This window comes from Maribacter luteus (genome assembly GCF_009674825.1).
GTDB classification, from domain to species: Bacteria; Bacteroidota; Bacteroidia; order Flavobacteriales; family Flavobacteriaceae; genus Maribacter_A; species Maribacter_A luteus.
In genome coordinates this window covers 406,090-422,239 of record NZ_WKJH01000030.1, presented here as the reverse complement: position 1 = coordinate 422,239, position 16,150 = coordinate 406,090, and the positions used below count along the sequence as shown (strand labels likewise).

Below are 16,150 nucleotides of genomic sequence, written 5' to 3'. Positions count from 1 at the left end.
ATCAAACAAAGAATTATGTGTAACTTGATCTATCTTAATTCAATCACTTAAATATAAAGGATTCAAATCACGAAACAGTTTTATGGGCCGATTAATTCTACTTTTTAGTTTGTTGCTAATATCTAGTTGCAAGGAGTCTCCAACAAAAAAGAATATAGATACCACAACTACATTGGAGGTGGTTGATACGATTCAAACCAAAAAGGAAAAAGACGTTGTAAAAAAATTCAGGACTTTTGAAGGTTTAGCAGATACGACTTTTGTTCGTTTGGCGGATTTCAGTGATGGTTTTGCATATGATATGCGTTACGCCACCACCAATAATTTCCTAAAGGCCAAGGTATATGAATGTGCAGAGTGTTATACCCGGGTAAAAACGGCAAAAGCACTTTTAAAGGCAAATGAAGCTTTTAGGGCAAAAGGGGTAAAGATAAAATTCTTTGATTGTTATAGGCCAAACTCCGTTCAGTATAAAATGTGGGAAATAGTGCCTAATCCGCAATATGTGGCAAATCCTGTAAAAGGTTCTATTCACAACAAGGGAGGCGCTGTTGATATTACATTGGTGACCCTTGAAGGGGAAGAGTTGGATATGGGAACGGATTTCGATTTTTTCGGTAAACGTGCTTACCACGATAACTTTGATTTGCCCAAAGAGGTGTTGGATAATCGAAAATTATTAAAAGAAACCATGGAAAACCATGGGTTCTGGTCCATACGAACCGAATGGTGGCACTATAACCTTTCTGCGGGTTCCAATGATAAGGTGGCTGATTTTAAATGGGATTGCAATTAAAATATTTTAAACACTATGAAATACTATTCACTACTCATTCTTCTTATACTTTCCTACAGCATGGTCGCCCAAGATACTATTATGCCTTTATGGCCTAAAAACAATATCCCGAATCACATAGCCTCTGATGAAAAGGAGGTGCATGAGTATAAAGATATTTTATATATCAGCAAGGTCCAGATGCCAACGATTGAGGTTTATCTTCCTACGGAGCGAAATGCAGTGGGTTCGGCCATGGTTATTTTCCCAGGAGGGGGATATCGTATTCTGGCCTATGATTGGGAAGGTTCGGATATTGCGAAATTTTTAAATGGAAAAGGCATTGCGGCCATTGTCGTAAAATATCGCCTTCCGTCAGATGTCTCCCAAAAAGAGAAATACAATGTGCCCTTGATAGATGCGCAGCGCGCTATACGGTTGGTACGCAGTAAAGCTGAAGATTTTCATATAGATCCGAACAAAATCGGTATTATCGGTTTTTCTGCAGGAGGTCATTTAGCGTCGACCTTAGGTACACATTTTAACGAAGAAGTTTATGATAGAATCGATGATACCGACGATTTAAGCGCTAGACCTGACTTTATGGTTTTGGGTTACCCTGTAATTACTTTCGGTGAAAAAGCCCACGCAGGTTCTAGGATGTTTTTGTTGGGGGAAAATCCTACCCAGGAAATGATCGATCATTTTTCCAATGAAAAACAAGTTACCGAAGATACGCCTCCAACCTTATTGTTTCATGCTACCGATGATGGATCGGTACCTGTAGAGAACAGTTTGTTGTTTTATCAGGCTTTGAAGAATCATGGTGTATCGGCTTCAATGCATATTTATCCGAAAGGGGGTCATGGGTTTTCTTTGGCACTTAAGGACAAACATTTACGTGGCTGGACAGAGCGGATGTTCGAATGGATTGAAAGTTTGGAATAGATTTAAGTTTAAGTGGGTAGTCTATTTTACCTGAAAATTACCTCCATTTCAAATTATGTGACCTTCTGTGTGAGGAGGTGTATGGTCAACCTTTGATATCTCCACTTTTTGGTGGCTTTTTATACCAGTATGACGCTAAAATAGAGCCCGTGATATTCATCAGTGGGCCAAAAACTGCTGGGGCCAATCCCATTGTAGCGATTTTTCCGAGGGAGTTTGCTATACCCGAAGCCAAGCCTCCGTTTTGCATGCCTACCTCAATGGCAATTGTTCGTGCATCTTTTTCGGTCAATTTCATTAATCGGGCGTACCAATACCCGAGAAAGTAACCGAATAAATTATGAACTAAAACCAGAAGCATCAAAATTCCACCGATTTCCAATAAACTATCTCTTCCGGCAGCAGTTATAATAACGATTATCAAACCAATTCCCACCATGGATATAATGGGCATTAATTTCGAGAACCATTGAATGTTCTTTCCAAGAAGTTTATTGAAGAGTAAACCGGCACCAATAGGGATAATAATCATTTTCACAATACTCCACATCATATTCAGAACATCTATTTCGATGAATTCACCTGCCAAAAACTTCATGAGTAGCGGTGTAACGAAAGGCGCCATTAGCGTAGCTATGGATGTGATTGTAATAGAAAGCGCTAAATTTGCTTTTGCCAAATAGGCCATAACGTTTGATGCCACCCCGCTTGGAGAACATCCTATCAAAACAATTCCTGCAGCAATTTCCGGTGGAAAACCACTGAGCTTGGCCAGCAGGAACCCCATTATCGGCATAATACCCAATTGGGCGGAAACCCCAATAAATACCCCTTTAGGTGATTTGAAAATCTCTGCAAAATCATCCAAACTCATAGAGGTACCCATTCCGAACATTATGATCTGGATTAAGGGTATGATCAATGATGTTAATTTAAAAGTTCCGATTTGAATAAAATAGTAAGGATAGTAGAGGGCAATGACAACGCCGGCAAAGACCATTGTGGTGAACACATAACTTTTCAATGTTTCATATCCACTAAATCCTATGGCCAACAGCACGAAAAATGAAGTTATCAACGGGCCTAAATCGACTAAAAGTCCCATTGATAATAAAATGCAAATGATAACAATTAATAAAAGGGCAATACCAATTGAAGCGGAATAAAAATTGAATTTTCCCAAACTGTATTAACTATAGGGTTACAATTGATTACATGGAATTAGTAACTAAAGATAAATAACTAAGGAGCCAAATCACAAAATATTGGGAATTTATTTGTGTCTGTCAAGAATCTCGTAAGGCAGTTTTTTTTTAACCGCATTTCATTTTGAAAAAGTGAAACAACATATTTTCAAAGGTTATGTTCGATTGAAAAGTGAATATTTTAAATTGGTATTTCTTACTATTGAATAGTAAATTGGAACAAAGAATTCTAATGTTGTTTTGTTTTGATTATTTAAGGAACAATTATATCTTTGTCGCCCATAGAAAGCCATAATTTTTTATGGCTTTTTATTTTCGGGATGTGGCGCAGTCCGGTAGCGCACACGGCTGGGGGCCGTGTGGTCGCAGGTTCAAATCCTGTCATCCCGACGAACCACTAAATAGGTGGTATCGAAGCACTGTCAACTGACTGATTGACAGTGCTTTTTGTTTTTTGTGCATTCAATTGAATTCATTTAAAACCATATAAAAGGTGTAGAGTTCGGTGAATGGTTCGGTACGTTCCTTGTGCATAATTTAGCTACAGTTTGACGCTGTTCATGGGTGTTTTGCAAACCTGTTTTGTCAAACCCAAAAGCTATGTATTATGCGAAATTCCAACACTTTAAAGGTTCTTATCTTCACTAGGGACACTTCCAACAATCCTGAAAAATTGACCGTTTATGCCCGTATCACCGTCAATGGAAAACGGGCCGAGATAAGTTTGAAACGCTACGTTTCTGTGAATGAGTGGGACGAAAAGAAGGGAAGGCTCCATGGTCTGACCCACAAGGCCCGTTTGCTGAACAGCTATTTGGATGAGGTGTACGGTGAGATTATGGACACCCATAAACGATTGTTGCGTGAGGACAAGCTCATCACGGCTCAGGCCATCAAAGCCCGTTATCTGGGACAAGATGAAGCGCACAAGACCCTTATGGAACTTATCAAGTATCATTACGAATCACAAAAGAACAAGCTTCGCCCGGGTACCATGAAAAACTATTATGGCACGGAAAAGTATCTCAAAAGGTTTTTGGAGCATACCCGAAGAATTCAAGACATCAACTTAAAGCGATTGAACTATAAGTTCATCACTGATTTTGAAAACTATTTGATAAATGGGCCTGATCTGCAAAAGGGGAAGAAGTGTACCAATAACGGGGCCATGAAACATTTGGAGCGTCTAAGGAAAATGGTAAACCTTGCCGTGAGGTTGGAATGGTTGGACAAAGACCCGTTCATTAATTACAAGCTCCACTTTCACAAAACGGAACGAAGTTATCTAACAGAAAGGGAAATAACACGTATTGAGGAAACAAGTTTTACCGGTGCAGGATATGAGAAGGTGAAGGATGTGTTCCTTTTCGCCTGTTATACTGGCCTATCCTATATCGATGTCCGGGAACTTGAAAAGAATCAACTTGTACTTGGTATTGATGGAAACCAATGGATCTATACCAAAAGGGAAAAAACATCAGAAAGTGTAAAACTTCCCCTATTGCCCAAAGCAAAAGAAATCATTGAAAAGTACTGGGACAGTCCAGAGACCGATACTAAAATACTACCTGTACTCTCCAATCAAAAGACAAACAAATATCTAAAAGAGATTGCCAAGGCCTGTGGTATTTACAAGACCATATCCTTTCATTCAGCCAGGCATACTTTTGCAACAACAGTAACCCTTTCCAATGGAGTGCCGATAGAAACCGTTTCAAAAATGCTCGGCCATACCAAACTGTCCACTACCCAAATCTATGCTAGGGTATTGGAACATAAGATAGGAGAGGACATGCAAAACCTTATAGAACATATGCAGACCAAAAAAGCAGCCGAAGGATGATAAGGCTGTATTCATTTGGTCCCGCTTGCGGGACGAAGGAATAGCAAGAGGGTGATGCGCAAATTGCGCCATCACGGTTGTTTTCGGGTCTTCAACATGTTGAAAACCAGTTGATTGAACAGTATTTGGAATACTGTGTAAAATCAGGGGCTACAGTAGACTTTTCCGAAATCTACAGTAAACTCTTTTGGAGGCCCTGTAAACACTGGAAATTTTTGACGGAAAAATTGACGCAATTTCACTAAAAAACAAAATCACACCTATGGAAAAGCAATTAGCAAAAGATAAGACAAAGAAAGGAAGCGGTGGTTATTCCAATATTACCATAAAGAAAGAAACGGCCACGCGCTTTCGTAGCTATTCCAAAAAGTTCAACAAATCACATAGCGAGGTATTGGATGGAATGATAAGTTACTTCAAGGAGAACAACCTTGACCCTTTTGGGGAGGGAACAAAGATCATCCTTGACAGTATCAAAAAGTTGGAGCGTCAGATGATGAAAAAAATCGATAGGCTCATCGCCATTATCAAGAACATGGAAAAGACCAGTATTCGGCCGACCTATGAAATGGTGCTGATACTTTACGAGGCCTATGTAAAGGATGGGAGGAAACCCACACGTGAAACTGTCAATATACAGAAAGAGCGGAAGGACTTTTTGGAGCCTAGAAACACCGTTCCGAAAACTGAGCACGATAGAGTGCTAAAAGAATTCGAAAGTTATAAAAAGCGTTGCAATGAAATCCTCAACAAAGTGGAGAAGGTGGAACCAATAATGGGAAAGCCGTATCTGAAAATCAATATGGGGATCGGGGATTTTGAAAGCTTAAAGTACCAATTAAAATAGAAACCATGTATCTTACCATCTCGGCACAGAAAATGGGCAGTACCTACAACTCCAGTGTAGGGAACTATGTGGACTATCTAGAAAAGGAAAACGAGGATAGGTTGCCCGAACAAATGGAGCAATTCTTTGACCAAGAGAATGACAGCGTAAGCCCTCAAACGGTCATCGATGAAATAGATGCCAATACTGCCAAACTGAGACAGAAAGACCCGAAGTTCTATTCCATAGTGGTCAGTCCCAACCAAAGGGAACTGAAGGCCATAGGCAATGACCCAAATCTGCTAAGGGAATATACAAGGAAACTGATGGAGGACTACGCCAAGAGTTTCCATCGCAACCAAGGGGTCAAGGCCGAGAACCTAAAATATTACGCCAAGATCGAACATGAACGCACCTATCGGGGCTTTGACAGGCAGGTTCAGGAGAATGCACCTTACAGAGGTGAGATAGCAAGGCTCAGGAACGAGATACGGAAAGTGGAAAGGGGCGAATCCATCGGGAATGTAAAGGAGCTTGAAAAAATGATCAAAGAGCAAGAAAGATTGACACCACATAAACAGAACGGGCAATTGGTGGCCGCAGGAATGAAAAAAGAGGGTCCACAGTCCCATATCCATATCATCGTCAGTAGAAGGGACGTGACGAACACCTATACGATTTCCCCGATGGCCAAGCACAAGGCCTCCGAAGAGGAACTGAATGGAAAGATGGTAAAAAGAGGTTTTGACCGGGACAGTTTTTACCAAGCAGCCGAGAAGACCTTTGACAGGACAACTGGCTTTAAAAGGAACTATGTGGAATCCTATGTTGGTAGAAAGGCCCATGCCAAGGAACCGGGGAAGTTTTTTGCCAAGGTCATGGGACTGCCCACCAAGGAAAAGGATATCGCCTTTAAACTACTTCAGACAATGGGGGTCAAAGCTCCCAGTATTCCGACCAATAAAGTGCAAATGGCAGCCAAAATCATCAAGGCACAAGGGAGGGGTATCAATATGGCTAGGGGCACAGGTGAGGATATGGGCTACTGAAATCCAAAAAGTAGGTTGCGCCCTACCGGGTTTTTGCTATACGCTTATCTACCGGAACACTACAAAAACCCGACAGGATCCATGCGCAAAAGTTGGGGGTAAGATTTTGGGTCGCTTGCAACTCGAAATATGTTTTCGCTCGCTTTCTTAATTGCAACAGGAAGAGTCTCGATAAATTGAAATGTTTTTTAGTATTAATTTACTTGATTAGTTAATCAATAATCTGATTTACTAATTTTGTTTCAATGAAGGTACTTATCATAGAGGACGACCCACTCTTGAATGAAAATATTAGGGGAGCACTAAACGCTGAAGGCATACAGACCGAATTTGTTTTTGATGGGCAATTGGCCGTGAGAATGTTGCGGCAGAAAAAATTTGATTGTATCGTCCTTGATATCAACTTGCCAGGAAAGAATGGATTTGAAATCTGTAAGGATTTCAGAACATATAATTCGAGCACACCGGTGCTCATACTTACTGCTTTTGATGAATTGGAAGACAAAATACACGGGTATGATTGTGGAGCCGATGATTATCTTACCAAACCTTTTTTTATGAGGGAATTGACCCTTAGGATACATTCTTTAATACGCCGTTCTGCACCTCAACAAGGCGACTCAAAGCAGATTGTAATGGGCGACATTGTAATAGATCAATCGAAGAAAAGTGTTGAACGTTCCAATACCGAGATCAATCTGACCCCAAGGGAATACCAAATTTTGTGCATGTTGGGCAAGAATATGGGAGAAATTGTTACCAAGGAGCAATTGATAGAGGGGATATGGGGTACATCGGTAAATGTGAATACCAATACTATAGAGGTATATGTGAACTTTTTAAGGAACAAGATTGATAAACCTTTCGGAAAAAAATCCATTCGAACCAAAGTAGGTTATGGTTATTATATAGAAACTGAGTGAAGATTCGAAGCAAAATACTCATCTATTTTTCATCTACCGTAATCGTATTGGTGGCCTTTGCCATGGCCATAATTTTCCTGCTTTTTTCTGAATATAGGGAAGAACAGTTCCAGCAACAACAGTATGGGAAAATCCAGTATACGTTGAAGCTTATCAACCGATACAAGGAATTGAGCGCGGAAGTATCCTTATTGTTGGATGAACAGGATATCAACGATTTTTATGATGAAAAGCTTTTGGTCTTTGATGTGGATAAAAGACCCATTTTTTCCAGTTTGGATAATTTGTCTGTCAAAAATATAGATTCCATACTTTCAATGCTGTCTCCGAATAAAAATTGGTTGGAGGGCAAGGAGGATAACTATGATGTTATTGGGGTTTATCTTGAAAATGATTCTTCTGGATATTATGCAATTAGTAAAGCATATGATGCCTTTGGGTATGATAAAATGAATTACCTAAGAAATTTGCTCTTTTCCATATTTATAGTCATTTCTATTGTGGTCCTTTTGGTTTCATTTTATTTATCCAAGAAAATTTCTGGCCCTATTGCAAGCTTTGCAGAGAACTTGAAGCATATGAGTCTTACGGATAAAATGCCCATGAATTTTGCAAAGGACGATTCTTCCTATGAACTCAGTAACCTAACAGAAAAGTTCAATCAATTGTTGGAAAGAACCCAAGAGGCATTTTCGTTCCAAAAACATTCCGTACAGCATATATCACATGAACTTAAGACACCATTGGCAGTCTTATTGTCCGAATTGGAAAGGTTGACGCAAAATGATGACCTTAATGAGGTACGTGCCAGTCTGGATAAGCAGATAATTATGGTAAAATCACTTGGGGACACAATTAATATTCTGCTCGATATAACAAAGTACGAAACTGGGGATTTTAACCAGTCCCAACCCATACGGGTCGATGAATTATTGTTCGATATTATTTCCGAGATCAATACTATAAGCCCGGATTTTGAATTTGAGGTAGAATATTATCCAAAAGAGATTTACGAAGAGCGTTTGATTGTTTTGGGAAATGAAAGATTACTGAGACAGGCATTCGGTAATCTGTTGAACAATGCCGTTAGCTATTCCATGGGTAAAACAGCCCAAATAAAAATGGATTGTTCAGACCCCGAACAACTCAAGATTACAATTGCCAATAATGGCAAGTCTATAACCGAAGAGGAACAAAAGCACTTGTTCACCCACTTTTTTAGAGGTGGGAACAGCCAAAAGAAAAGAGGATATGGATTGGGGCTGGCATTAACCAAACGTATTTTGGAACTTCATTCTGGAAGCATTACATATGCATCTCCTAAGCCAGGGCAAAATGTTTTTACAGTGAGTCTGTAATTCTACCTTAAGGTAATTTTTATTTGCTTTAAGCCAATTTTAAGGTGAGTTGGAACACATTTGCGCATTCAATAATCCTATTCAATGGCAAAGAGATTCCGATTTTGTGGCATTCTGGCAACGCTTGTCGCCTTAAACTTTACCCATGCGCAAGAAACAATTTATTTGGACCGTACAGAATGCGAGACCATTTTTCTAGAAGAGAACCTTTCCCTTGTAGCCGAAAAATTAAATATACCAAAAGCTGAAGCCGCGGTGAAACAGGCAAAATTATGGCCGAACCCAAATTTTACCTTGGACGAGGTAAATTTTTGGGCAACCTATAGACAAACAGGCGGAGCTGAGACCTCACCGCCCCTTTGGGACGGATTTACTGGTAGGGACCAACAATTTGCCATTTCTGTTGAGCAGTTGGTACAGACAGCTGGAAAGCGAAAAAAACTGGTGGCACTCGAAAAGGTCACCGTTGAAATGTCGGTGCAATATTTTGAAGACCTCCTTAGGAATTTAAAATTGGAATTCAGAAATTTGTTGACCGACTTGCAGTACAACCAAGCCATACTGGAAGCACATGAAAATTTGCTTTCTTCTATTTCGGAGCTTACTACTGCTTACGAACGTCAATTGGATGCCGGAAACATTTCCAAGAGTCAATATGCACGCCTTAGACTTCAAGAGATTGAAATACAAAAGGACCTTTACGAGCTTCAAGTGGAGGCCAATCAAATTCAGAAAGAATTAAATGTATTGATGCATTTGGACCCAGGTACAAATCTTGTTTTGTCCAAAAAAGGTTTTGAAAGGGAAATCGATGATTCGCGTCTTTTGCTTGTGGATGAATTAATAAAGAAGGCAAGGGAAGAACGACCAGATGCAAAGTTGTCGCTTTTGGAGCAGGATTATTCCAATAAAATGTATGCTTATGAAAAATCGCAAAGGGCACCGGATGTAACCTTCAGCGCTGGCTATGACCGTAACGGTAGTACCATGCTCGATTTTGTCGGGTTCGGTATTTCTCTCGACCTACCCTTTTTTAATCGAAACCAAGGCAATATTAAAAAAGCCGAATTGGAAGTGGAGCAATCCAAAATAAAAGCTCATCAATTAAACAACCAGATCGGGGGCGAAGTTCAACAAGCGCTCAAAGATCTGGGCAATGCCCTACAATTGCAAAGTGCGGTCCAGAACAATCAGGACCTATCATTGGAGACCCTTTTGCCGGCATACACCAAAAATCTCAAGAACAGGAACATCAGTCTTATGGAATATTTGGATTTTTTGGATGCCTATCTGGAAAACAGGGCAACGGTTTTCGGAGCTTCAAAAGAAGTCAACCACAAAATAGAAGAGCTCAACTTCAGTTTGGGCAGTGAACTATTCGTGTTCGATTAACCCAATCAAAATAAACAGGGTCACCATGATTGACCCCTATACATATCAAACCATTAACCATTCAAGTTTTTGAGATAAAAAATGAAAAAGAGCAAATATATTTTGATGATTCTGGCCGCTGGAATTTTTTCCAATTGCGCAGATAAAGAGAAAGATGCACAACCAAAAGGGACGGAAAATTTCTGTCTAAAGGAAAATTTCAAGGAAAAGGTAACCTTGGAAAGTGTAAAAAAGGAAAAAGTGCTGGAAAATATACACCTGACGGGTAATGTGGAGGCGGATCCTAATAAAGTTTTCCAGTTCGAAAGCCTGGTGAATGGAATGGTGGTCAATACCCATTTTTCATTGGGTGATGAGGTGACCAAAGGCCAAGTATTGGCAGAACTCAAAAGTTCGGAACTTAGTTCCTTGCAAGCAGAATTGGCCACTTTGAACGCCCAGATAAAGGTTTTCGAAAGAAGGTTGCGTTCCACTGAAGAGCTATTTAATGATGGAGTCTCTTCAGAAAGGGATGTGCTGGAAGTTCAAAGTGAGTTGGAATCTCTAAAAGCCGAAAAGGAAAAGGTGGGCAACAACCTAGAACTTTACAGCGCTAGCACCCAAAAAGGCGTTTTTCTGATCAAGGCTCCCGCAAGTGGACATATTACATCAAAATCCATCAATAAGGGCGAACAGATATCGGACGACAGCGGGGTGCTGTTTACCATTTCCGAAGTGGACCATGTATGGGTCATGGCCAATGTGTATGCCACCAACATTAATGAAATCAAGACGGGCATGAAGGTGCAGATATCTTCGGTGTCTTATCCAGATCTTTCTTTTGATGGAACCATCTCCTTGATTCCAAAAGTCTTGGATGAGGAAACCAAAGTAATGAAAGCAAGAATCATTCTGGATAACGCCAATGGGTTCTTAAAACCCGGTATGTTGGTGGATATCATTGCACAAAAGCAATTGGATGCTTCAGAAGTAGCCCTTACCACCAAAGATGTGGTTTTTTCCAACAACGAATACTTTGTATTGGTCTATCAATCCGATTGTGATGTCGAGATCCGCAAAGTTGAAATCTTGGCAAGTAATGACGAAACCTTGTACATAAAAAACGGTATCAAGGAAAGGGAACAGATCATATCGGGCAACCAGCTTTTGGTCTTCGAACAACTTAAGAACTTCTAAATAGGATCAAGAAGAAGCAAGCATGAAGAAATTAATACAGGGAACCGTAGCGTTCTCGCTCAAGAACTCCATTATCGTATTTTTTATGACGGCCCTTTTGGCCATCGTTGGGGTTATCTGTTACATAAATACACCTATTGAGGCTTATCCTGATGTTACCAATACCAGGGCACGGATCATAACCCAATGGCCCGGGCGAAGCGCCGAGGAAGTTGAAAAATTTGTTACTCTACCTTTAATGAAACAAATGAACACCATCCCTAAAAAAACGGATGTGCGTTCCATTTCACTTTTTGGGTTATCGGTGGTCACGGTAATTTTTGATGACGATGCCGATGATTTTTTCGCACAGCAATATGCTGCAAACCGACTGCAAGGTGTTGACCTGCCCTCGGGAGCCGACGCGGAGATTGAGCCACCTTCGGGTGCAACAGGGGAAATTTTCAGATATGTGGTAAAAGGGGACCGGCCCATCAAAGAAATAACAGCAATTCAGGATTGGGTCATCGAAAGAGAACTGGTATCCGTGCCAGGCGTGTCCAATGTCATCAGTTTTGGTGGTGAGGAAAAGATTTATGAAATCCGCATAAATCCAACCGAACTGGCGAGTTACGATCTATCTCCTTTGGATGTTTTTGAAGCCGTTGGCAAAAGTAATGTGAACGTAGGTGGTGATGTGATCGAAAGGGGAAGCCAAGCCTATGTTGTGAGGGGAGTTGGTCTTTTGGAAAAGAGAGAGGACATCGAAAACATTTTGATAGAAGCAAGAAACGGGGTGCCCATTTTGGTTAAGCATGTGGCAAGTGTAGAAATATCCTCCAAACCCAGATTGGGACAGGTCGGATTTCAGGATGAGGACGATTTGGTGCAGGGGATAGTAATGATGCTTCGTGGGGAAAACCCCAGTGACGTGATTCCACGGTTGAAGGACAAGATTGTGGAACTCAACGAAAATGTACTTCCAAAGGACATCAAAATAGAGCCTTTCATAGACCGTACCGAGCTAGTGGACGCAACAGTGCATACTGTGAGCAAGAACTTGGTGGAAGGTATCCTTTTTGTGTCATTGATCGTGTTTATTTTTCTTTTCAATTGGAGAAGTACGGTAATCGTTGCCTCGGTAATACCCTTGGCATTTTTGTTCGCGATAATCATGTTAAGGATCCAAGGACTTCCTGCCAACCTAATTTCTTTGGGTGCCATCGACTTTGGATTATTGCTGGAAGGAACCTTGGTGATCGTGGAGACCGTTTTTGTGGCCATGGAAAAGCGGGCGCATCAATTGGGTATGGCCCGATTTAATGTGATGGGCAAAATGGGGCTTATAAAGAAAAGTGCTGGAAGTGTTGCAGGGTATATCGTATTTGCCCAGCTTATTCTTATCGTGGCACTTATCCCCATATTTTCGTTTCAAAAGGTGGAAGGTAAAATGTTCTCTCCACTTGCCTTTACATTGGGTTACGCTTTGGTGGGATCTTTGATATTGAGCATCACCTATGTGCCCGCGATGTGCAAGGTAATGCTGCGAAAAAACATTAGGGAACGAGAAAATATGATATCCAGGTTCTTTAAAGATAACCTGTTCAAACTATTTCTGTTCAGTAATCGACACAAGAAAGCTACGATTGCCGCCTTTCTTGGTTTGATTTTGATCAGCGGCACCGGATTTATGTTCTATGGTACCGAGTTTATACCAAAATTGAACGAAGGTGCACTTTATGTGCGGGCAACATTGCCCAATAGTGTCAACCTTCAGGAATCGACACGTTTGGCCAAGGAAATGAAGTCCAAGATCAGGGAGTTCAAAGAGGTCAAATTTGTACTGAACCAGGTAGGCCGACCCAATGATGGTACCGACCCAACTGGCTTTTTCAACATTGAGTTCCACATTCAGCTATACCCCGAAGACGAATGGGACCGAAATATTGGAAAGGATGGGCTAATAGATGAGATGAGGACTTCCCTAGAGACCTATCCTGGGATAGTTTTCGGATTCAGTCAGCCCATTCAGGACAATGTGGAAGAATATGTGGCCGGTGTTAAAAGTTCTTTGGTCGTGAAAATTTTTGGCGAGGACCTAATTGAACTGGAAAAATATGCAGATCAAGTCGCCGCCTCTTTAAAATATGTGGACGGTATTACCGATTTGAACGTATATAGGAACATTGGTCTTCCAGAGTTGCGCGTAGAACTGGATGAAGGTAAAATGGCCCGTTATGGAATCGATATGACCGATGCTCAGGCGGTAATTGAAATGGCGATAGGGGGTAGAGCCGCTACCAAATTTTATGAGGATGAGCGCATGTTCGATGTGCGCATCCGTTTTTCTAAAGAATACAGAGACAACGAGACCAAGATTGGGGATATCCTTATTCCCGCTATGAACGGTAAAAAAGTTCCGTTGCATGAGATAGCCACAATCGAATATTTAACGGGTCCAACTTTTATTTATAGAGAAGGCAGTAGCCGTTATATTGCAGTAGGGTTCAGTATTGAAGGAAGGGATTTGGGTAGTACCATAGCCGAGGCCCAGGAAAAAGTGGGGCGTGAGGTACAACTTTCCGAAGGACATAAAATGGAATGGGCAGGAGAGTTTGAAAGTAAGGAACGGGCATCAGGTCAGTTGGCGGCCATTGTTCCGGCCGTTTTAATACTCATACTTTTTCTTTTGTATTTCAATTTTGGCACCATAAAGGATACCCTGATCGCAGCATCCACCATTCCCTACGCCTTTGTGGGTGGGTTTCTTTCCCTTTGGGTTACGGGAACAGTGTTTGGTATTTCAGCGGGTATCGGATTCATTATTCTATTTGGGGTAAACACAATCAACAGTATCATATTAATTGCGGTGATGAAGGAAAACCTAAGAAAATCGAAACTCAAGGATGCCATTTCAAACGGTGTCCATAGTAGAATTCGACCAATTGTAATGATAGCCCTGATGGGTTCTATGGGATTGTTGCCAGCAGCGCTTTCTACTGGAATGGGTTCTGAAATACAAAAACCCTTGGCTATTATGATTGTAGGAGGACTGTTGATCTGTATGATTTTGGCATTGACTGTTTTGCCACAAATATTCCATTACGCCTATAAAAATGATCAGAAAGATTAAATTGGACCGTTTTGTGTTGGCCATCATAGTTGTAGTTATGTTGGCCTACTTTTTTCCTGTATTGGGAAGCAGAGACAGTCAAGTTCCTTTGGATAGTATTGTTAGTGTGGGCATTTCCTTTATTTTCTTTTTTTATGGACTCAAGCTCAGTCTGGAGAAAATTAGGACTGGATTAAGGAACTGGAGGCTGCACCTATTGGTGCAAATCTCTGTCTTTTTACTTTTTCCTTTGATTGTTTTGGCCTTTTATCCCTTCTTGGTTTCTGCAGGGAGCAGTGAAATTTGGTTGGCCTTTTTATTCATGGCAGCATTGCCCTCTACGGTTTCCTCTTCGGTGGTGATGGTTTCTTTGGCCAAGGGAAATGTTCCTGCGGCCATTTTTAATGCAAGTATCTCGGGACTTATCGGGATAATGGTCACCCCGCTTTGGATGGGAATCTTTTTGGAACAACGGGCAGGTGACTTTGATTTGTTGAACGTTTATGTAAAACTCCTCACAGAAATCCTTTTGCCTGTTATACTTGGGTTGTTCCTGAACAGATATTTGAGCAAATATGCGGACCGATATGGCTCTTATCTGACTTTGTTTGACAAATCGGTCATTTTGCTGATTGTCTACAAGAGCTTCGTGCATTCGTTTGAAGATAAAGTGTTCAGCTCTGTAGACATCAAAGATTTTGTATTGATTTATGTTGGAGTGTTGGGCTTGTTTTTTCTAATTTATTTTGTAATTGGGTTCATTGCCGATAAACTTAGGTTCAATAGAGAAGATAAGATAGCGGCCCAATTTTGTGGTACAAAGAAATCACTTGTACACGGAACAGTTTTTTCCAAAATTTTGTTCCCGGCCTCTATGCCCATAGGAATAATTTTACTTCCGCTTATGTTATTTCATGTTGTGCAGATCTTTGTTCTAAGTATCATTGCCAAAAAAAGGGAGAATTCCATCCAACCTAACTTGAATTAGTTTAGTGTTTTGATTTCCAATAAATTGTTTCTATGGAGTATAATTGAACAGTTTATAAATAGTGCAAAGTTGATTAAATATAAACTTCAACAATTTGTTATCAATTAGATTGTAAGATGATTTTAAAGTCTTCCATTTCAAAATCAGACATTTAATTCCGCTTGTTCGTCTTTGAAATGACGAAAGTCAAATTGAATGTAAAAGTTCACAAATCGGCAACATTTTGAAATTAAAAAGCGCAAACCTCAATAAAACTAGAGGTTAACGGAAAGAATTCGATTCTTACCAGATTTACTAAACAATAGTTTGCTGGAAAACATTAAACCGAAGTGATTCTAAAATCTTTTGAATGAATTTCATTACATTTACTCTACAAAACACCTATAAGTTTTGCCTCTGAATGTGCTGATTTATAGACAGTTTAGAGTTCGGTTAATCAGTATTAGGACACAGTATAAGGTATTGACTGTTAGTAAGTTGAAAATATCACTTTCTTCCAGTCATCCCGACCAAGTAGAAAAGTGATTTGCCAAAGCAAATCACTTTTTTAGTTTCCAATGGAGCCAAACGCTGTTT

At 40.4% G+C, this 16,150-nt stretch carries 12 protein-coding genes and 1 tRNA gene; 12 read left to right on the top strand and 1 reads right to left on the bottom strand.

Annotated features, from left to right (window positions below; translation table 11 throughout):
* The first annotated feature begins 82 nt into the window (after positions 1 to 82).
* Positions 83 to 796 (top strand): M15 family metallopeptidase, encoded by a 714-nt coding sequence (locus GJ691_RS19015; protein WP_154369875.1) that lies wholly within the window; start codon positions 83 to 85, stop codon positions 794 to 796.
* Between the two features lie 15 nt (positions 797 to 811).
* On the top strand, positions 812 to 1,723 hold the full coding sequence (locus GJ691_RS19010) for an alpha/beta hydrolase (RefSeq protein ID WP_154369873.1): 912 nt from the start codon (positions 812 to 814) through the stop codon (positions 1,721 to 1,723).
* Positions 1,724 to 1,808: 85 nt separating this feature from the next.
* Here the strand turns inward: GJ691_RS19010 and GJ691_RS19005 are convergent, their stop codons facing one another.
* Entirely contained in the window at positions 1,809 to 2,828 is a 1,020-nt protein-coding gene (locus GJ691_RS19005; RefSeq protein ID WP_154369871.1) for a bile acid:sodium symporter family protein, read from the bottom strand.
* A gap of 416 nt (positions 2,829 to 3,244) precedes the next feature.
* Between GJ691_RS19005 and GJ691_RS19000 the strand changes: the two genes are divergently transcribed.
* The 10 genes from GJ691_RS19000 (at position 3,245) to GJ691_RS18955 (ending at position 15,574) form a co-directional block, all read left to right on the top strand.
* A tRNA-Pro gene (locus tag GJ691_RS19000) sits at positions 3,245 to 3,318 on the top strand.
* 217 nt (positions 3,319 to 3,535) lie between these two features.
* Entirely contained in the window at positions 3,536 to 4,771 is a 1,236-nt protein-coding gene (locus GJ691_RS18995) for a site-specific integrase (protein ID WP_154369869.1), read from the top strand.
* Between the two features lie 262 nt (positions 4,772 to 5,033).
* Positions 5,034 to 5,618, top strand: coding sequence for a BfmA/BtgA family mobilization protein (locus tag GJ691_RS18990; RefSeq protein ID WP_154369866.1), 585 nt, complete (start codon positions 5,034 to 5,036; stop codon positions 5,616 to 5,618).
* Positions 5,619 to 5,623: 5 nt separating this feature from the next.
* Positions 5,624 to 6,646 (top strand): MobB family relaxase, encoded by a 1,023-nt coding sequence (gene mobB, locus GJ691_RS18985; RefSeq protein WP_154369864.1) that lies wholly within the window; start codon positions 5,624 to 5,626, stop codon positions 6,644 to 6,646.
* A 245-nt stretch (positions 6,647 to 6,891) separates the two neighbouring features.
* On the top strand, positions 6,892 to 7,569 hold the full coding sequence (locus GJ691_RS18980; protein ID WP_154369862.1) for a response regulator transcription factor: 678 nt from the start codon (positions 6,892 to 6,894) through the stop codon (positions 7,567 to 7,569).
* Positions 7,566 to 8,927 carry an ATP-binding protein gene (locus GJ691_RS19875; RefSeq protein ID WP_154369860.1) on the top strand — a complete coding sequence of 454 codons (1,362 nt, stop codon included), beginning with the start codon at positions 7,566 to 7,568 and terminating at the stop codon, positions 8,925 to 8,927. Before GJ691_RS18980 ends, GJ691_RS19875 begins: the two co-directional genes overlap by 4 nt.
* 84 nt (positions 8,928 to 9,011) lie before the next feature.
* Positions 9,012 to 10,319 carry a TolC family protein gene (locus GJ691_RS18970; protein WP_154369857.1) on the top strand — a complete coding sequence of 436 codons (1,308 nt, stop codon included), beginning with the start codon at positions 9,012 to 9,014 and terminating at the stop codon, positions 10,317 to 10,319.
* Positions 10,320 to 10,400: 81 nt separating this feature from the next.
* Positions 10,401 to 11,495 (top strand): efflux RND transporter periplasmic adaptor subunit, encoded by a 1,095-nt coding sequence (locus GJ691_RS18965; RefSeq protein ID WP_154369855.1) that lies wholly within the window; start codon positions 10,401 to 10,403, stop codon positions 11,493 to 11,495.
* Positions 11,496 to 11,517: 22 nt separating this feature from the next.
* Complete coding sequence (locus GJ691_RS18960) at positions 11,518 to 14,607, top strand: efflux RND transporter permease subunit (RefSeq protein ID WP_154369853.1); 3,090 nt, start codon at positions 11,518 to 11,520, stop codon at positions 14,605 to 14,607.
* Positions 14,591 to 15,574: a bile acid:sodium symporter family protein gene (locus GJ691_RS18955; RefSeq protein WP_154369852.1), complete on the top strand. Its 984-nt coding sequence runs from the start codon at positions 14,591 to 14,593 to the stop codon at positions 15,572 to 15,574. The genes GJ691_RS18960 and GJ691_RS18955 overlap by 17 nt, the downstream gene beginning before the upstream one ends.
* Positions 15,575 to 16,150: the final 576 nt, after the last annotated feature.